This window comes from Proteus appendicitidis (assembly GCF_030271835.1).
Taxonomy (GTDB): domain Bacteria; phylum Pseudomonadota; class Gammaproteobacteria; order Enterobacterales; family Enterobacteriaceae; genus Proteus; species Proteus appendicitidis.
The window spans coordinates 783,060-801,214 of record NZ_CP127389.1 but is presented as its reverse complement, the minus strand read 5'-3'; the positions used below and the strand labels follow the sequence as shown (position 1 = coordinate 801,214).

Genomic DNA, 18,155 nt, shown 5'->3' with positions numbered 1-18,155 from the left:
ATCTTGAGTAAAACCATTGACCAAATATTGTCAAATGCATGAGCAAAAATGAGAGTAATTTGAAATAAAATCAATTGATAAAATCAGATAATTTCGTTCGTTAAGGGGATATTAGCAACCTATCAGCAGTGGTATGATAGGCTAAAGTTTGAAGCCTATTCTACTTGTTAACACAACAGACATATTTAACCGAGATTACCTCATGATTAAAAATTTACTCTGTGCTGTTTTTGCATTAACACTGCTTTCAGGTTGTGCAACTCCTAGTAACAAATTATCTATTGAACCTGTAATGTCAGTTCCTGCGGCCGACCCAACAATGCGCCCTATTTCACTGAATATTTCAAGCCAAGACAAACGTGCATCAAAAAACCTAGCGGAAATCAACCGCAACGGTAAATTAGAAGTTCTAGTTCCAACTCGTGACATTGCATTTTTAATGCAAGAAGTTCTACAAAAACAAATGGCAGCCCGTGGTTTTATGATGGGTTCTCCTGCTGCTGCTGATGTGATTATTGTTATCAATAAACTCAATGCAGATGTGGGAGAAGGAAGTGTTCGTCATAATATCAGTGCAAAAGCGGATATTTCAGTTATCGCCACCTTACCGAATGGCAGTTCTAATACCAAAACATTCCGTACTAGCTACAATGTTCAAGGTCCATTTGGTGCAACTAATGAGAAAATTGCCGCCGCGATTAACAATGTCTTAAGTGAACTCGTTAGCGATATGGCAAAAGACGCTTCAGTCAGTCAATTTATCAAATCTAACGCTCGTTAATTTTATTAGAACAAACGACCTGTTATCTCAAACGGGTCGTTGAAAGGAATTTTTGCATGGTTCAGCCCGCCTTCAAACAAACCACTTGGTATAAATCATTTATTCTTCTATTACTTGGCTTTACTTCTGGATTACCTCTGGCGTTAACAGCAGGTACATTACAAGCTTGGATGACAGTAGAAGATATCGATTTAAAAACCATTGGTTTTTTCTCATTGGTGGGACAAGCCTATGTGTTTAAATTCCTTTGGTCGCCCTTTATGGATCGCTATACCCCCTCTTTTCTTGGTCGCCGCCGAGGATGGATGTTACTGACTCAAATAGGGTTAGTGCTTGGTATTGCAGGAATGGGATTTTTAAATCCGAATGATCATTTATGGTGGCTTGCCTCTTTAGCTGTCATTGTTGCCTTTTGTTCCGCTTCACAAGACATTGTTTTTGACGCCTATAAAACAGATATATTAAAAGCAGATGAGCGTGGTACAGGTGCTGCAGTTTCTGTATTAGGCTATCGCATAGCAATGCTTGTTTCTGGGGGCATGGCGCTTTGGTTAGCTGATAAATATATTGGCTGGCAAAACATGTACTGGTTAATGGCTGCTTTAATGGGTATTGGTATTATTGCCACATTACTTGCCCAAGAGCCAGAAACCGCAGTAAAGCCTCCACGTACACTCTATGAAGCTGTTATTGAACCTTTATATGAGTTCTTCTCTCGTAATAATGCTTGGCTAATTTTACTGCTTATTGTGCTGTATAAAATGGGAGATGCTTTTGCCCTAAGTTTAAGTACCACTTTTCTTATTCGCGGTGCTGGATTTGATGCAGGTGAAGTAGGATTAGTGAATAAAACACTTGGACTTGCCGCCACTATTATTGGGGCATTACTAGGTGGTTTATTAATGCGCCGTTGGAGTTTATTTAAAGCACTGATGATTTTTGGTATTTTGCAAGGCGGTTCAAATATCGGTTATTGGTATTTAGCTATTTCTGAGCAAAATATTTACAGCATGGGTGCCGTAGTTGCATTTGAAAATATCTGTGGCGGTATGGGAACAGCAGCATTTGTTGCCCTCTTAATGACGCTTTGCCATCTCTCTTTTTCAGCAACACAATTTGCGTTGCTCTCGGCTCTCTCTGCTATTGGTCGTGTTTATGTTGGTCCAGTTGCAGGCTGGTATGTTGAAAGCCATGGTTGGGAAGCATTTTACCTTTTTTCTATTGTTGCTTCTGTACCCGGTCTTATCTTGCTGTTGATTTCGAAAAACACGCTTATTTACACGCAAAAAACAGGTGAATTCCTTAGAAGAACCTTGTTTATTAAACAATACCGTTTTGCTATTTATGGTTTGATGCTAACTGTTCTTTTCTTTCTTTGTAGCTTAATTCTTGTGATTACAAATTCACTACCAACTTTAGAAATGTTCCAGTCTGTCGATTTTATTCAATCAATAGATACTGATAGATTAAGCGCTTGGGCTTCAACACTCTTTTTATATGGTGTGATTGTTGGTGCGGTAAGCCTTGTCTTTGGCACAATCTTAGATTATTTAGCCCTTAAAAAAACAACATATTAGCTTTATTGTCTTTTCAAGATATGCACCATAAAAAAGGACAGCTTAGGCTGTCCCTTTTGTATTCTTAGTAAAGATAATTTATCTAAATAATCTTACTTTTACGGCTTTACCTTTGATTTTACCTTGTTGCAGCTGTTTCCAGACTTGTTTTGCAATAGATTGTTTTACAGCAACATAAGCATGAGTTGGGTTGATCATAATTTTACCAATATCGGCACCATTGAAACCCATATCACCCGTTAGTGCGCCTAAAATATCACCTGGGCGCATTTTGGCTTTTTTACCACCATCAATACATAATGTTGCCATTGTTGCTTCAAGAGGCGTAATTTGTAGCCCAGTAGGCACTGGTAACCAATTTATCTTCATATGAAGCATCTCTTCTAAAGCGTTAGCACGCTGAATTTCTTCTGGTGCGCAAAAGCTAATCGCTAATCCACTTTCACCCGCTCTGGCTGTACGACCAATTCGGTGAACATGTACTTCAGGATCCCACGACAATTCGTAGTTAATCACCATTTCTAACGCTTTAATATCAAGTCCACGAGCCGCAACATCTGTTGCTACTAATACACGACAACTCCCATTAGCAAAGCGAATAAGCGTTTGATCACGCTCTCTTTGTTCCATATCACCATGTAAAGCAAGCACACTTTGGTTGCTTTCTGTCAGTGTTTCATACACATCTTGGCAATCTCGCTTTGTGTTGCAAAACACAACACAAGAGGCAGGCTGCTCACGACTTAAAAGCTTTTGCAGTAATCCTATTTTTCCATGACGAGATATTTCATAAAACTGCTGTTCAACAGCCGGAAGTTCATCAACAGAATTTATCTCAATAGTGACTGGATTTTGCTGGATCTTACGGCTAATTGTTGCGATTTCATTTGGCCAAGTTGCAGAAAAGAGCAGCGTTTGGCGTGCTGTTGGCATACGAGAAATAATATCGTTGATATCATCAAAAAATCCCATATCCAACATTCTGTCTGCTTCATCCAATACCAATGTTTTCACATCATCTAAAGTAACCGTCTCTTTTTTTAGGTGATCAAGCAATCTGCCCGGTGTTGCAACAATAATATGTGCAGCATGTATTAATGAATCGCGCTGGATACTAAATGGAACGCCACCACACAGCGTTAATACTTTGATATTTGGAAGGTAACGAGCAAGACGGCGTAATTCATTTGCAACTTGATCAGCAAGTTCTCGCGTTGGGCATAAAATAAGTGATTGAGTATTAAACTGTTTTGCATCAATGTGTTGCAAAAGCCCCAAACCAAAAGCAGCTGTTTTACCGCTGCCTGTTTTTGCCTGAGCGCGAACGTCTTTTCCTTCAAGAATGGCAGGTAAAGCGGCCTCTTGAACTGGAGTCATAGTGAGATAACCCAATTCATTAAGGTTAGCGAGTTGTTCAGCAGGAAGTGCGTTAAGTTCAGCAAATGAGGTCACAATGAAAATTCCAAGTAAGATAAAAACGAATATTGCTTAATGATACTATCCCTTTATTCCTGTGTCGTGAGGTATTTTTACGCAACTTTTACTGCATATTTTTCTTTCTTCTTTTACTTCCTTTTTTACTTCCTGTTCTACTTCCTGTTCTACTTCCTGTTTTACTTGCCAAAAAACCATTATTAAGCGCTTAATTCATTCAAAATAGATAGAATTATAAAAATAAACTAAACAATACTAAAAATCCTACTTTTTATTATCAATTTAATATTCTAGAAATAGATCCTAATTTCAATATTATGATCTATAAATGTGAATTCTTTAGGTTATAATTTTAAAATAAATTAAAAAACAAATTCACCGCAAAATTATTTCATTAAATTTAATTGAGATTATTCATGATAAAAAAAACATTTTTATTAGCCATCGCAAGTACACTTTCTTTATCGGCTCAAGCTGGCTATTTAGGTGGCTTCGCTAATACCAGCATCAATTATCTTGATTGGACTTCTCATACAACACACAAAACAGGGCAATCTTCTCATAAAGATGATTTTGCCTATTTAGAACTTGAAGGCGGTGCCCATTTTTCATGGGGCGAGTTTTATGGCTTCTTTGATCTAGAAAACCTATTTAACCCTCGAAAAACACAACCGGGTGATAACCAACGCTATACCGTAAAAACAACAAGCCGTATTTATTTAGGTGAAAGTCATTTTAATTTATATGGGCATGTTTACGGCACATGGTCACTTCCGGGTAAAGAAAATAATGGTAATTTCCATGAAGTTAATACGCTCTACGGTTTAGGCTATAACACACAAATTGATAATTTATGGTTTAAACCATTCGTTGCGCTTCATTATGTCGATCAAACTTATTATTCAGGAAATAATGGCTACGTCGTTGGCTGGGTTGCTGGATATGATTTTTCTATTAGAGATCAAAAATTTAGCATTAGCAATTGGCATGAAATGGAATTTAGCCGTCATAAGCGTTATGGCAATGGCGGGCAAAATGGGTTTAATGGCGCTTTAGCTTTTTGGTGGCATCCAACGACCTCTATTACCACGGGTATTCAATATCGTTATGCTTATAAAAAGTTAGGCGAAGATTTCCTGCAAGACGGCATTGTATATAGCTTGAAATATAACTTTTAATCACTAATTGTTAATTTTTATTACAGCGAAAGCATTTTTATTCGCTGTAACCTCTTTTTATCACTTAATGAAAAACTTTCTCATTGGATACAAACATTCATTAAATCACTAATTGCCCATATTAAAAATCATACAAGCATCAAATATAGATATTAAACATCAAGATAAAAAGGATTTTACCTATCAACTCTCCTCCGACCTCTAATTTGTTACTTTTTTAATCAGAATACGTTTTCTTACACTTTTTACTGCATTTTTATTTGTAAAAATATGTATTTATTTTAAAAACATGGTACTTTATGAAATTATAGTTAATACGCAATAATTAAATTAACATTTATTTAATAGTTTGATTACTTGTGATCACATTAACACAAAAGACTAACCAACCTCTTACTTACCATTACAATTGTTTACACTGTCGCAACCTTACCGTAAAATGTCCTTACTGATACTGATGAAACAACAATAGAACCTTTGTCATTTGGGTCGTTGGATGAGACTTATGAAATACATAAAAAGTATTGGGACACTTTCGCTATTAGCAGCAGCTCTTCTATTAAGTGGCTGTGATATGGCGTTAATGAATCCCAAAGGCGCTATCGGCGCTGAGCAAAAAACATTAATCCTCATTGCGCTTGGTTTAATGTTAATTGTTGTGATACCGGTAATACTGATGGTGATTGTTTTCGCTTTTCGCTACCGTGAATCCAATACTAAAGCCACCTATCGCCCAAACTGGGCTCACTCAAATAAAATTGAACTCGTCGTTTGGACGGTGCCAATTATCATTATTGTGATTTTGGCGAGTATTACATGGAAAACAACCCATGAACTTGATCCTTACAAACCATTAGAGTCCACAGAAAAACCTGTCACCATTGAAGTTGTTTCAATGGATTGGAAATGGTTATTTATCTATCCAGAACAAGGTATTGCAACAGTTAATGAACTGGCTTTCCCTACTAATGTTCCTGTTAATTTCAAAATCACTTCTGACTCTGTCATGAACTCATTCTTTATCCCTCGCTTAGGTGGACAAATCTATGCGATGGCAGGAATGCAAACTAAGCTACACTTAATTGCTAATGAACCAGGTGAATATCAAGGTATGTCAGCAAGTTATAGTGGACACGGCTTCTCTGATATGAAATTTACAGCGATTGCGACACCTGATCGTGCCGGTTTCGATGCGTGGGTTGAAAAAGTCAAACAATCGTCAGATACGTTAAATACGACCGCTGCATTTAATGAACTTGCTAAACCAAGCCAGAAAAATCCAGTGACCTACTATTCAAGCGTGAAGCCAATGTTATTCCAAGAGACCATTTCTAAATTTGGTCATACAGGTCATGGCGCTCACACCAGTGGCAATCAGACAGCACATGCTGATGCAACAATGAATATGAACATGAGCCATGCGGCGCATGCAGGAGCAGAGGAATAAAGGCATGTTCGGAAAATTAACTCTTGATGCAATCCCGCTACACGAGCCAATTATCGTAGTTACTTTACTCGGTATTGTTCTTGGTGGGCTTGCTGTTGTTGGTGCGCTAACTTATTTTCGTAAATGGAAATGGTTGTGGACTGAATGGTTAACCAGCGTTGACCATAAAAAAATTGGTATTATGTATATCCTCGTTGCAATGGTCATGATGTTCCGTGGCTTTGCCGATGCGATTATGATGAGAAGCCAACAAGCGCTCGCCTCTGCCGGCGAAGCGGGTTTCTTACCACCTCATCACTATGATCAGATTTTTACCGCACACGGCGTTATCATGATTTTCTTCATGGCAACACCTTTCGTTGTGGGTCTGATGAACCTTGTTGTGCCTTTACAAATTGGCGCTCGTGATGTTGCCTTTCCGTTCCTTAACTCACTGAGTTTCTGGTTCTTTGTTGTTGGTGTGGTACTCATTAACCTTTCTTTAGGTGTTGGTGAATTCGCACAAACAGGTTGGTTAGCTTATCCACCACTTTCTGGCTTGGAATATAACCCGGGAGTCGGGGTCGATTATTGGATATGGAGTTTACAGATATCTGGTATTGGTACGCTTCTAACAGGGGTTAACTTCTTCGCAACTATCCTGCGTATGCGTGCGCCGGGTATGAGCATGATGAAAATGCCAGTATTCTCTTGGGCGGCTTTATGTACTAACGTCCTGATTATTGCTGCATTCCCAATTTTAACAGTCACTATTACGCTGTTAACTTTAGACCGCTATCTTGGTACGCATTTCTTTACCAATGATATGGGCGGTAATATGATGATGTACATCAACCTTGTATGGGCTTGGGGTCATCCAGAAGTTTATATCCTTGTTCTGCCAGTATTTGGTGTGTTCTCTGAAGTTACAGCAACATTCTCTAAAAAACGGTTATTCGGTTATACCTCATTAGTCGGTGCAACTGTCGTTATTACCGTGTTGTCATTTATCGTTTGGTTACACCATTTCTTTACCATGGGCTCTGGCGCAAACGTCAATGCCTTCTTCGGTATCGCCACAATGATCATCGCTATACCAACAGGGGTTAAAATCTTTAACTGGCTGTTTACGATGTATCAAGGTCGTATCGAATATAAAAGCCCAATGCTGTGGACTATCGGTTTCCTTATCACCTTCTCTGTTGGTGGTATGACAGGGGTTCTGTTAGCCGTTCCGGGTGCAAACTTTGTTTTACATAACAGCTTATTCTTAATTGCTCACTTCCATAACGTTATTATCGGTGGTGTGGTATTTGGCTGTTTCGCAGGTATGACTTATTGGTTCCCTAAAGCATTCGGTTTCACACTGAATGAAAAATGGGGTATCCGTGCATTCTGGTTCTGGTTTATCGGCTTCTTTATGGCCTTTATGCCACTGTACATTCTTGGCTTTATGGGTATGACTCGTCGTATCAGCCAAAACATCAACCCAGAATTCCATCCAATGCTGATGGTTGCTGCGGGTGGTGCTGCGCTGATTGCTATCGGTATCGCTTGTCAAGTTATCCAGATCTACGTAAGTATCCGTGACCGTGATCAAAACCGTGACTTAACGGGAGATCCATGGGGCGGTCGTACTCTGGAATGGTCGATTTCTTCACCTGCTCCTTTCTATAACTTTGCCGTTGAACCTAATGTTCAAACTCGTGATGAGTGGTGGGATCAGAAAGAAAAAGGCACAGCTTATCAGCGTCCAACTAAATACGAACCAATCCATATGCCTAAAAATACAGGCGCTGGTGTGATTATTTCAGCATTCAGTCTAGTACTTGGTTTTGCCATGATCTGGCATATCTGGTGGTTAGCTATCGTTGGTTTCGCTGGCATGATTGTCACTTGGATCGTGAAAAGCTTTGATACAGATGTGGATTACTATGTCCAAGTACCTGAAATTGAAGCTCTCGAGAATAAGCATTATGAAGAACTGAAAAAAGCAGGTGTGAAATAATGTCTACTCAAACTGTAAATAACACAAACGCCCATGAGCATCATGGGCACCACGATGCAGGAGCAACGAAAGTTTTCGGCTTCTGGATCTACCTAATGAGCGACCTTATCCTGTTTGCCAGCTTATTCGCCACTTATGCGGTGCTTGTTAACGGGATTGCGGATGGTCCTTCAGGTAAAGAAATTTTTAGCTTACCGTTTGTTTTAGTTGAAACCTTCTTACTGCTATTTAGTAGTATCACTTTTGGTTTCGCTATGCTGAGCATGAATAAAGGTAGCGTTAGCCAAGTTAATCTGTGGTTATTTGTTACTTTCTTATTCGGCTTAGGTTTCGTCATCATGGAAGTTTACGAATTCCATGAGCTAATCGCAGAAGGTTATGGCCCAGATCGCAGTGCATTCTTATCTGCATTCTTTGCATTAGTTTCAACACACGGTCTTCACGTAACTGCGGGTTTAATTTGGATTGTTATTATGATGATCCAAGTATCACGCCGTGGTTTAACTGAAGTTAACCGCACTCGTTTAAGCTGTTTAAGTCTGTTCTGGCACTTCCTTGACGTTGTCTGGATCTGTGTGTTCACCGTAGTTTATCTGATGGGAGCGATGTAATGAGTCATCCAAATACTTCTCCTTCAGGCGCAAGCCACGGCAGCATGAAGTCTTATCTGATCGGCTTTATTCTGTCTGTTATCCTCACCGTTATTCCATTTTGGATGGTGATGGAAGGAACCGCGACACCAGCAACAATTCTATGGACTGTTGTCGGTATGGCAGTTGTGCAGATTGTGGTTCACTTAGTCTGCTTCTTGCATATGAATACGTCATCAGAAGAGCGCTGGAACGTCGTCGCATTCCTGTTCACACTGCTTATTATCGGCATTGTTGTCGTAGGCTCGTTGTGGATTATGTACAACCTGAACATCAATATGATGATGGATTAAGAGTTGTCGCTATGATTAAGCAATACCTACAAGTCACCAAACCAGGAATTATTTTCGGAAATTTAATTTCTGTAATAGGTGGTTTTCTACTCGCTTCTAAAGGTGAGATTGATTACTCCCTATTTTTCGCGACTCTACTTGGGGTGTCTCTGGTCGTTGCTTCTGGTTGTGTTTTTAACAACTATATTGACCGTGATATTGACCGTATCATGGAAAGAACGAAGAATCGTCCATTAGTTAAAGGATTAATTGACCCTCAAATTAGCCTGATTTATGCCTCAGTATTAGGTATTGCAGGTGTTGTGCTGCTCTATGTAGCAGCCAACCCACTTGCAATGTTTATCGCTGTATTCGGTTTTATTATTTATGTTGGGGTTTATAGCCTCTATATGAAGCGTAAATCTGTGTATGGCACACTGATTGGAAGTTTATCTGGCTCTGCACCTCCTGTTATCGGTTATTGTGCCGTTAGCGGTGAATTTGATGCAGGCGCGGCAATCCTATTACTTATCTTTAGTTTGTGGCAAATGCCTCACTCTTATGCCATTGCTATTTTCCGTTTTAAAGACTACCAAGCTGCAAATATCCCTGTATTACCTGTGATTAAAGGGATCTCAGTCGCTAAACGTCATATTATTCTCTATATTCTGGCGTTTATGATTGCAACCTTAATGCTGACATTAGTTGGTTACGCAGGCTATAAATACCTGATTGTGGCTTCAGCCGTCAGTATTTGGTGGTTAGGCATGGCATTATCTGGTTACAAAGCAACCAATGATATTGTGTGGGCGCGAAAATTATTTATTTTCTCTATTGTCGCAATAACTTCATTAAGCGTAATGATGTCTGTTGATCCAACAAGCTCCACAGAAGCAGTTCTTGCGTATCTAAGATAATGTATTTATTAAAGTAACCTAAATACCAGTCAGCTTTCTGACTGGTATTTTTTTATCTTTTTTATGACTTCACATGATATCAGTACAATTTTGTCTTTTTTGTATCCCATTTATTGATTAACCTCGCCAAGATTTGCCATTACAATGAGGGGGATCAGTAATTCGAGGTAATCCATGAATGATAATAAAATGACCCCCTTAGAGCGCAAAGCAACATGGGGATTAGGCACTGTTTTTTCTCTTCGCATGCTTGGCATGTTTATGGTACTCCCAGTTTTAACCACCTATGGGCTTCAACTACAACACGCAACAGAATCTCTCATTGGATTAGCCATCGGTATTTATGGATTAACACAAGCTATATTCCAAATTCCTTTTGGTATTTTCTCTGATAAATTTGGTCGAAAACCTATGATTGTTTTTGGCTTAATTATTTTTATTATTGGTAGTTTGATTGCAGCTCTCAGTGACAATATCTACGGCATTATTATTGGTAGGGCATTACAAGGAGCGGGAGCTATATCAGCCGCGGTAATGGCTTTATTGTCAGATTTAACACGAGAACAAAATAGAACAAAAGCAATGGCCTTTATTGGTATTAGCTTTGGAATAACGTTCGCTTTAGCCTTGGTTCTAGGACCTATTTTAACGCATATCTTTGGCTTACATGGGCTATTTTGGGGAATTGCCTTACTCGCCTTTGGTGGCATTATTATTACGCTTTTTACTGTACCGAATAGCGAACACCATATTCTTAATCGAGAATCAGGTTTTGTTCGTGGCAGTGTAAAAAAGGTTTTATTTGATGCACAGCTTCTTAAACTTAATACAGGTATTTTTTCACTACATACCTTATTAATGGCTGCATTTGTTGCACTTCCTCTGGTTATGAGTAATGCCGGTTTAGCAAAAGAGAAGCATTGGATTGTTTATCTAGTCACGATGCTTATTGCCTTTATTACGGTACTTCCTTTTATTATCTATGCAGAAAAGAAACGAAAGATGAAACAAGTTTTCTTATTCTGTATTTTATTACTTATTATTGCTCAAGCCATTCTTATTATTTCAAACTCTAACTTATGGCTAATTATTGCAGGTATTCAAATTTTCTTTATTGGTTTTAATATTATGGAGGCTCTTCTTCCTTCATTAATCAGTAAAGAAGCACCAGCAGGTTATAAAGGTACAGCGATGGGAATTTATTCCACCAGCCAATTTTTAGGTGTGGCATTGGGCGGAATATTAGGCGGATGGCTTTACCAGCATTATAATGCACAAACTGTATTTTTAGGCTGTTTAGTGATTGGGCTTATTTGGTTTTTCATTAGCCTAACATTACGCCAACCCTCTTATGTTAGTAGCTTACGCGTTGAATTACCTGAGAATTTATCTTCAAGCCAACAACAGCAACTACAACAATTATTTAAGCAACAAGCGGGCGTTAATGAAGTGGTGATTATGGCAGATGAACAGAGTGCTTATATCAAGGTTGATACTAAACAGACGCCAAGAACAACATTAGAGTCTCTGATCCCTTTAGTTTAAGGATCAATAAATTTACTGGATAAAATAAAAATGCGCTGTTAAACCAGCGCATTTTTTTATGACTAAATAGATAAAAAATTAGTCACGGAAATTGTTAAATTGGAATGGCTGTCCTAGCTCACCTTCTCTTACTAATTTCATCACAGCTTGTAAGTCATCACGCGATTTACCTGTAACACGCACTTGCTCACCTTGAATTTGAGCCTGAACTTTCAATTTACTGTCTTTAATCAGCTTAACAATTTTCTTAGCTAATGCTGAATCAATACCTTGTTTTAAGGTAGCTTCTACGCTGTACATTTTTCCGCTGTGAGTCATCTCTTCAGGGATATTTAATACCGCACCATCAATCCCTCTTTTTGCCATTTTCTCACGCAGAATATCTAATAATTGTTGAACCTGAAATTCAGATACACTGGTCGTTTTCACTGACTCTGCTTTTTCGTTTAATTCAAAACTTGCTTCAACGTTACGAAAATCCCAGCGAGTAGTCAGTTCACGTTGCGCGTTTTCCACCGCATTACGCACTTCATGTAAGTCAACTTCAGATACGATATCAAAAGATGGCATTCTTTCTTCCTCAATAAATAAATACAACCAAAATAATAGCTTCTTTTAGGGTTGCAAAAAAGCATTACACATTCAATAACAAATTTATCCCCCTGTTTTGCCTTTATGGTAAAGCGCAAACATACTTTAAACAGAGAAGTGCAATCAATGTTATAATTTTAGCTAAATAGTCTAATGACCGTCAGTAGCCACCTTACGCTATTACGATTTGTAAAAAGAGGCACAATGAAAATTACCGTTTTAGGGTGTGGTTCGATTGGTAAACTTTGGGTTGCAGCTTTAACACGTCAATCTCATGAAGTACAAGGTTGGCTAAGAGTACCTCAGCCTTTTTTAGATGTAAGTGTTGATAACATTAATGGCGAGCCTTTTTATCAACGTATTACTGCAAATCAACTTGAATGGTTAAAACAAAGCGAATTACTTATTGTTTGCTTAAAATCTTGGCAAGTCTCAGATGCGGTTAATGCGCTTCTACCTTTTTTATCTGCACAATGTCCTATCTTATTAATTCATAATGGCATGGGAACAGCAGATGAATTAACAGCAACACAGCACTCTATATCCAGACCAATCTTACAAGGCATCATTACTCATGGTGCTTATCAACAAGGACAAGATGTTATTCATACCGCAACAGGAATAACACATATAGGTCCATTAAATCATGCAGCTCAACAATATAGCTATTTAGCAGAAACCTTGCATCATGCTTTACCGGATGTCGCTTGGCACAATGATATTCATACAATTAGTTGGCTAAAACTTGCTGTCAATTGTGTTATCAACCCTCTTACCGTTTATTATCAATGCCGTAATGGGGATTTATTGCGTTATCCTGAACATATTCAAAAAATATGTGATGAAGTTTATCTAGTAATGGAACGTGAAGGTGTTGTACCAACATCTCAAGCCCATCTTCATGGCTATATTATTGATACGATAGAACAAACAGCAAATAATTATTCTTCTATGTATCAAGATGTGAAATATCAACGCCATACAGAGATTGACTATATTACGGGTTATTTATTACGTCGAGCTTCAGAACAAGGGCTTGTATTGCCAGAAAATAACCATCTTTTTCAATTTATCAAACAACAGGAAGGCAATTATGACCATATCAGCGCTCATCTGCCTAGCTAATGGAAGTGAAGAAACCGAAGTCGTGACTACCGCAGATTTGCTGGTAAGGGCAGGTATTAATGTCGTGCTTGCAAGTGCAGAAGATGATGTTGATGAACTTATAATTACAGGTTCCCGAGGCATAAAACTTGTCGCAGATGCCCCTTTAGTTCGTGTTGTCGATCACCACTATGACGTTATTATTCTACCCGGTGGATTACAAGGTACTGAAACATTAAGAGACAGCCCTTTAGTCGTTGAGAAAGTACGTCGCATGCACAGTGAAAATAAGCTTGTTGCTGCGATTTGTGCGGCCCCCGCAATGATCCTTGAATCTCATAATATTTTTCCCATCGGCAATATGACGGGTTTTCCTGCCTTAAAAGATAAAATCTCATCGAAAAAATGGGTTGATTATCGCGTCTATTATGATGAAAGAGTTAATTTAATTACCAGCCAAGCTCCAGCAACATCTATCGATTTTGCACTAAAAATTATCGAACGCTTAAAAGGCAAAGAAGCTGCAGCAGATGTTGCCAAACAGCTTGTATTACCACCCGGTATTTATAATTATCAAGATGAATTTACAGGGTTTGGGGATAAATAGATAAACTGTACACTCATAACAAAATATCCCCACCTAATTCATTTATCTTATTAATAGGTATATTATTTATTAGTTGGGGATTAATTTTTAAGACCTATTTCAGTCGTTATTTCTTCATATCAGATTTTAAAATAAGTGTTGAGAGGTTAAAATAGAACCAACTTCTAAAGGATGTGGCAAAATGAAAACTCTTCAATACCGCAAGAACTTACCTAAACTTGTTACTTTAATTTCTATGGGATTAGCCACTGTTCCTGCTGAAAGTTTTAGACATAAACAATCATCGTTGATCCCCAATATTCAATACTCTTTTGCATCTCCTGTATCTAATCAACTTGTTGCTATTCCAATTGATGATGCTACTGAAAAAATGAGCACTTTAGCTGAGTTACTCAATAGTGACTTAACTAGATTAAAAAAAGAATGGGAAAACCATGAAAATTTATTTATTAGCCAACACATTTATGAACAAATAAATAAAAATATAAAAGATATAGATACCTCTTTAGTTGATATAAAAAATGTCCTTGCATCGTTTTTAAATAACGATATCTCAAAAAAAGAAAGCATTCTTTTATTTGGTCGCTCTTTAGCAATGTATAGAAGTGTATTAACTGAGATTGTTTCATTTATAGAACAAACTCATCAGCCATTAAAAACAACAAATAAAAAACCCAATATAACTAATGCTGAGATGCAGAGATTAATACAATCTGAGCATATAAAATTAGGGCTTGATATACCTAAGTTTAATAGTAATTGATATTTTATGACTCAAATATCAATACATCCTGATATTGAACATAAAACTATCGCCAATGAATATGCTCACTTATTAAAACTTTGGAAAGAAGACAATATATTATCTAATTATTTAGGTGCCAATGGTCGCTGGGAAAATAATGCCAAGTTATGTCAATCTCTTATTTCTAAAATACATATTAGAATGCCACTTGAACCAGGATGGAATAAAAAGATACCTCAAATACAAAGAAAATCAAATCATTACTTGGTTTACTGTCAACATTGGCTTTACCCAAACAGATATCAAATTATTGCTATTATGTCGCCCAATGCTCATGAGATAGCAAAAACATCATTTCTGGCTGTATTAGAGAAAAGAGCAGAAGGATTTCAAAATAATTTCTAATAAGCTATTATCAGTAACTAAAAAGCCACTTTTCAGTGGCTTTTTTATTCGCAAGATCAAATCGCTAACGTATTATTTTTTACGATAGACTTTAACGTTTTCAAAACCTTGTTCACGCAAATAAAGCGCTTGTAAGCGGCTCATCATTCCGCGATCACAATAGAGCAAATAAGTTTTGGCTTTATCTAAATCACCAAACTGAGTGCTTAATTTATAGAAAGGTAACTCTTTAACATCAACACCGTCTATCTTTAATGGTGAGGTTTCTTGCTCTTCAGGTGAGCGGATATCCAAAATAACATCGTTAGCGCCAAATTCAGATACCATCTCAACTTCAGTAACCTGCTGTACGGTTTCTTCTGCAATACGACGAATATCCATATTCTTGGCGTTTTCAACAACGCTATCAAGAATAGAAAAATCAAACTTCTCTTCTTCTGCTTCGATCTTCGCTTTAACCGCTTTCACTGTGGGGCTTTTTGAAATCACACCACAGAATTCTGGCATTGTACGAGCAAAATCTTCTGTGCCTATTTGGCGAGCAATATTGATAATGTTTTCTTTATCGTGTGTGATAAGAGGACGTAAAATTAGTGTATCTGTCGCATTATCAATTAAACGTAAGTTCGTTAAAGTTTGACTTGAAACTTGACCTAATGCTTCACCCGTTACAATCGCTTGAACACCATAGCGTTCTGCAACACGGGATGCTGCACGTACCATCATACGTTTTAATACAACACCCATTTGACCATCATCGACTTTTTCTAAGATTTCTGCGACAACAGGTTCAAAATCAACCGCAACGAAATGCACTTTATGAGAACGGCCAAAGCGATTCCATAAATAATGAGCAACTTGTTTAACGCCAATTTCGTGTGCGGAGCCACCTAAGTTAAAGAAACAATAGTGAACACGGCTACCACGACGCATCAGCATATAACTTGATACGCCAGAGTCATAGCCACCAGAAATCAACGACAATACATCTTCTTGCGTACCAATAGGGAAGCCACCAATACCTTCATAGCGCGCATTCACTAAAATAAGTTTGTCATCTTCAATTTCTAAATTAATGGTGACATCTGGACGCGTTAATTTCACTTTTGCGCTTTCGACGTGTTGGTTAAAGCCACCACCGACATAACGCTCAACTTCATTTGAAGTAAAGCTGTGCTTACCACGACGTTTGGCACGAACACAAAATGTTTTGTTTTCAACTAAATGCTTAAACGCTGCAAAAGTTTGCTCAAAAATATTATGTAGATCAGTATATGGATGCTCTTCTACTTGTAAGAAGTGATGAATACCAGGAATACGTGTGAGTGCATCACATACCGCTTCACTTTTGCTTTCATCTTTACTAACAACAACAATGTTATCCCAATTGCGGACAACTGTGATTTCATCACCTAATGTATTGAGTACATTACGAATATTGCTAGTAAGAATTTTGATAAAACGGATACGAACTGATTGGCTTTTGATCGTAATTTCGGGGAATAATTTAATAATAAACTTCATAGTCAATGGTCATAGGTTATTAAGTAGAAACATAAACTACAGTGATGTTAATTGACTGGAGTTTATAAAAGTCACAAAGTATATCACCAATATTTAGGGCTCACCCGCAAAAATCATCGACTGAATAAGAAATTTTCTTCTTACTTGTAGTAAGATGATCGCTATTATTCAGCGCTAACATGCTTTATTATCAAAAATATTATGGCTAAGAAAACGACACCAATTAACGAAGACATCGCACAAGCACCAAGTTTTGAAGCATCTATGCAAGAACTTGAGCAAATCGTAAACCGTTTAGAATCCGGTGAACTCCCTTTAGAAGAAGCGCTTAATGAATTTGAACATGGCGTTCGTCTAGCCCGTGTTGGACAAAAAACATTACAAGACGCTGAACAGCGTGTTCGTATTCTTCTAAAAGAAGACGATAACGCAACTCCTGATGATTTTATCCAAGAGGCAGAATAATTGAGTAACGCAACTTCAAGTACGGATGCGTTCCGTCATAAATTAGATTCCGCCCACCAGCGTGTTGATGATGCATTAAACCAAGCGCTATCAGCTTTACCATTCACTGACATGCCTCTAGGTAAAGCCATGCATTATGGTGCGCTTTTAGGTGGAAAGCGCTTACGTCCTTTCCTTGTTTATGTAGTGGGTGAAATGTTTAAAGTCCCCACACTTAACCTTGATGCACCCGCCGCTGCAGTAGAATGTATTCACGCTTATTCTCTTATTCATGATGATTTACCTGCGATGGATAACGATGATTTACGTCGTGGTAAACCGACTTGTCATATTGAGTTTGGTGAAGCCAACGCCATTTTAGCGGGTGATGCATTACAAACACTAGCCTTTGAAATCTTAGCAAAAAATCCGATGCCTGATGTTGCAATGGCCGATCGTGTTGCAATGATTTCAGAATTAGCAACAGCCAGCGGGCTTGCTGGTATGTGTGGCGGTCAGGCTCTTGATCTTGAAGCCGAAGATAAATCGATTGATCTAGCATCTCTTGAAAAAATCCATTTACACAAAACAGGTGCATTAATTCGTGCAGCTGTTCGCTTAGGTGCATTTAGTGCTGGCTCCAAAGGTCATGAAGTATTACCCGCTCTAGATAAATATGCCCACTCTATTGGTCTTGCATTTCAAGTACAAGATGACATTTTAGATATCATTGGCAGTACGGAAGAAACAGGGAAACGCCAAGGTAGCGACCAAGAGTCAGGGAAAAGCACATATCCAGCACTCCTTGGATTAGAGCAAGCTCAAAAGAAAGCACAGGAATTGTATAACGAAGCACTGGATGCCTTAGCGTTTCTTGAGCAATACGAGTACGATACGACCACGCTTAAACAATTAGCGAGTTTTATCGTCGAACGGAAAAACTAATA

At 38.1% G+C, this 18,155-nt stretch carries 18 protein-coding genes; 15 read left to right on the top strand and 3 right to left on the bottom strand.

Annotated features, from left to right (window positions below; translation table 11 throughout):
• Positions 1-202 precede the first annotated feature (202 nt).
• A complete protein-coding gene (locus QQS39_RS03725; protein ID WP_285805406.1) occupies positions 203-781 on the top strand; it encodes a YajG family lipoprotein in 579 nt (192 codons plus the stop codon).
• Between the two features lie 56 nt (positions 782-837).
• On the top strand, positions 838-2,358 hold the full coding sequence (gene ampG / locus QQS39_RS03720; protein WP_285805405.1) for a muropeptide MFS transporter AmpG: 1,521 nt from the start codon (positions 838-840) through the stop codon (positions 2,356-2,358).
• Positions 2,359-2,436: 78 nt separating this feature from the next.
• Here ampG and dbpA read toward each other — a convergent pair whose 3' ends face one another.
• Positions 2,437-3,810, bottom strand: coding sequence for an ATP-dependent RNA helicase DbpA (dbpA, locus tag QQS39_RS03715; protein WP_151434322.1), 1,374 nt, complete (start codon positions 3,808-3,810; stop codon positions 2,437-2,439).
• Positions 3,811-4,208: 398 nt separating this feature from the next.
• On the opposite strand from dbpA, the gene QQS39_RS03710 reads away from it, so the two are divergent.
• From QQS39_RS03710 to QQS39_RS03680, 7 genes are all read left to right on the top strand, one after another.
• A complete protein-coding gene (locus QQS39_RS03710) occupies positions 4,209-4,970 on the top strand; it encodes a nucleoside-specific channel-forming Tsx family protein (protein ID WP_285805404.1) in 762 nt (253 codons plus the stop codon).
• Positions 4,971-5,466: 496 nt separating this feature from the next.
• A complete protein-coding gene (gene cyoA, locus QQS39_RS03705; RefSeq protein ID WP_151434320.1) occupies positions 5,467-6,417 on the top strand; it encodes a cytochrome o ubiquinol oxidase subunit II in 951 nt (316 codons plus the stop codon).
• A 4-nt stretch (positions 6,418-6,421) separates the two neighbouring features.
• The gene (cyoB, locus tag QQS39_RS03700) at positions 6,422-8,404 is read left to right on the top strand and encodes a cytochrome o ubiquinol oxidase subunit I (RefSeq protein ID WP_151434319.1); all 1,983 of its coding nucleotides are present in this window, start codon (positions 6,422-6,424) and stop codon (positions 8,402-8,404) included.
• A complete protein-coding gene (locus QQS39_RS03695) occupies positions 8,404-9,015 on the top strand; it encodes a cytochrome o ubiquinol oxidase subunit III (protein WP_036932890.1) in 612 nt (203 codons plus the stop codon). Before cyoB ends, QQS39_RS03695 begins: the two co-directional genes overlap by 1 nt.
• A complete protein-coding gene (locus QQS39_RS03690; protein WP_006535101.1) occupies positions 9,015-9,347 on the top strand; it encodes a cytochrome o ubiquinol oxidase subunit IV in 333 nt (110 codons plus the stop codon). The genes QQS39_RS03695 and QQS39_RS03690 overlap by 1 nt, the downstream gene beginning before the upstream one ends.
• A gap of 11 nt (positions 9,348-9,358) precedes the next feature.
• Positions 9,359-10,243 (top strand): heme o synthase, encoded by an 885-nt coding sequence (gene cyoE / locus QQS39_RS03685; protein WP_100159245.1) that lies wholly within the window; start codon positions 9,359-9,361, stop codon positions 10,241-10,243.
• A gap of 174 nt (positions 10,244-10,417) precedes the next feature.
• Positions 10,418-11,788, top strand: a complete 1,371-nt coding sequence (locus QQS39_RS03680; RefSeq protein WP_285805403.1) for an MFS transporter — start codon at positions 10,418-10,420, stop codon at positions 11,786-11,788.
• Positions 11,789-11,866: 78 nt separating this feature from the next.
• Here QQS39_RS03680 and QQS39_RS03675 read toward each other — a convergent pair whose 3' ends face one another.
• Positions 11,867-12,358, bottom strand: coding sequence for a YajQ family cyclic di-GMP-binding protein (locus QQS39_RS03675; RefSeq protein WP_109391993.1), 492 nt, complete (start codon positions 12,356-12,358; stop codon positions 11,867-11,869).
• Positions 12,359-12,583: 225 nt separating this feature from the next.
• Between QQS39_RS03675 and panE the strand changes: the two genes are divergently transcribed.
• From panE to QQS39_RS03655, 4 genes are all read left to right on the top strand, one after another.
• Entirely contained in the window at positions 12,584-13,504 is a 921-nt protein-coding gene (gene panE, locus QQS39_RS03670; RefSeq protein ID WP_196569334.1) for a 2-dehydropantoate 2-reductase, read from the top strand.
• Positions 13,473-14,090 (top strand): protein deglycase YajL, encoded by a 618-nt coding sequence (yajL, locus tag QQS39_RS03665; RefSeq protein WP_109371722.1) that lies wholly within the window; start codon positions 13,473-13,475, stop codon positions 14,088-14,090. The genes panE and yajL overlap by 32 nt, the downstream gene beginning before the upstream one ends.
• Before the next feature lie 181 nt (positions 14,091-14,271).
• Positions 14,272-14,853, top strand: a complete 582-nt coding sequence (locus QQS39_RS03660; RefSeq protein WP_285805402.1) for a hypothetical protein — start codon at positions 14,272-14,274, stop codon at positions 14,851-14,853.
• Positions 14,854-14,859: 6 nt separating this feature from the next.
• Positions 14,860-15,240, top strand: a complete 381-nt coding sequence (locus QQS39_RS03655) for a type II toxin-antitoxin system YafO family toxin (protein WP_285805401.1) — start codon at positions 14,860-14,862, stop codon at positions 15,238-15,240.
• A gap of 72 nt (positions 15,241-15,312) precedes the next feature.
• Here the strand turns inward: QQS39_RS03655 and thiI are convergent, their stop codons facing one another.
• Entirely contained in the window at positions 15,313-16,764 is a 1,452-nt protein-coding gene (thiI, locus tag QQS39_RS03650; RefSeq protein WP_100159239.1) for a tRNA uracil 4-sulfurtransferase ThiI, read from the bottom strand.
• Between the two features lie 201 nt (positions 16,765-16,965).
• Between thiI and xseB the strand changes: the two genes are divergently transcribed.
• Together xseB and ispA are read left to right on the top strand one after the other, a co-directional pair.
• Positions 16,966-17,229, top strand: a complete 264-nt coding sequence (gene xseB / locus QQS39_RS03645) for an exodeoxyribonuclease VII small subunit (protein ID WP_023580876.1) — start codon at positions 16,966-16,968, stop codon at positions 17,227-17,229.
• Positions 17,230-18,153, top strand: coding sequence for a (2E,6E)-farnesyl diphosphate synthase (gene ispA / locus QQS39_RS03640; RefSeq protein ID WP_285805400.1), 924 nt, complete (start codon positions 17,230-17,232; stop codon positions 18,151-18,153). It abuts the gene before it with no gap.
• Positions 18,154-18,155 lie beyond the last annotated feature (2 nt).

Bases quoted from the DNA above. Each gene is read 5' to 3' on its own strand.
- QQS39_RS03725 (WP_285805406.1), top strand. From the start codon at position 203: ATGATTAAAAATTTACTCTGTGCTGTTTTTGCATTAACACTGCTTTCA.
- ampG (WP_285805405.1), top strand. From the start codon at position 838: ATGGTTCAGCCCGCCTTCAAACAAACCACTTGGTATAAATCATTTATT.
- QQS39_RS03710 (WP_285805404.1), top strand. From the start codon at position 4,209: ATGATAAAAAAAACATTTTTATTAGCCATCGCAAGTACACTTTCTTTA.
- cyoA (WP_151434320.1), top strand. From the start codon at position 5,467: ATGAGACTTATGAAATACATAAAAAGTATTGGGACACTTTCGCTATTA.
- cyoB (WP_151434319.1), top strand. From the start codon at position 6,422: ATGTTCGGAAAATTAACTCTTGATGCAATCCCGCTACACGAGCCAATT.
- QQS39_RS03695 (WP_036932890.1), top strand. From the start codon at position 8,404: ATGTCTACTCAAACTGTAAATAACACAAACGCCCATGAGCATCATGGG.
- QQS39_RS03690 (WP_006535101.1), top strand. From the start codon at position 9,015: ATGAGTCATCCAAATACTTCTCCTTCAGGCGCAAGCCACGGCAGCATG.
- cyoE (WP_100159245.1), top strand. From the start codon at position 9,359: ATGATTAAGCAATACCTACAAGTCACCAAACCAGGAATTATTTTCGGA.
- QQS39_RS03680 (WP_285805403.1), top strand. From the start codon at position 10,418: ATGAATGATAATAAAATGACCCCCTTAGAGCGCAAAGCAACATGGGGA.
- QQS39_RS03675 (WP_109391993.1), bottom strand. From the start codon at position 12,358: ATGCCATCTTTTGATATCGTATCTGAAGTTGACTTACATGAAGTGCGT.
- panE (WP_196569334.1), top strand. From the start codon at position 12,584: ATGAAAATTACCGTTTTAGGGTGTGGTTCGATTGGTAAACTTTGGGTT.
- yajL (WP_109371722.1), top strand. From the start codon at position 13,473: ATGACCATATCAGCGCTCATCTGCCTAGCTAATGGAAGTGAAGAAACC.
- QQS39_RS03660 (WP_285805402.1), top strand. From the start codon at position 14,272: ATGAAAACTCTTCAATACCGCAAGAACTTACCTAAACTTGTTACTTTA.
- QQS39_RS03655 (WP_285805401.1), top strand. From the start codon at position 14,860: ATGACTCAAATATCAATACATCCTGATATTGAACATAAAACTATCGCC.
- thiI (WP_100159239.1), bottom strand. From the start codon at position 16,764: ATGAAGTTTATTATTAAATTATTCCCCGAAATTACGATCAAAAGCCAA.
- xseB (WP_023580876.1), top strand. From the start codon at position 16,966: ATGGCTAAGAAAACGACACCAATTAACGAAGACATCGCACAAGCACCA.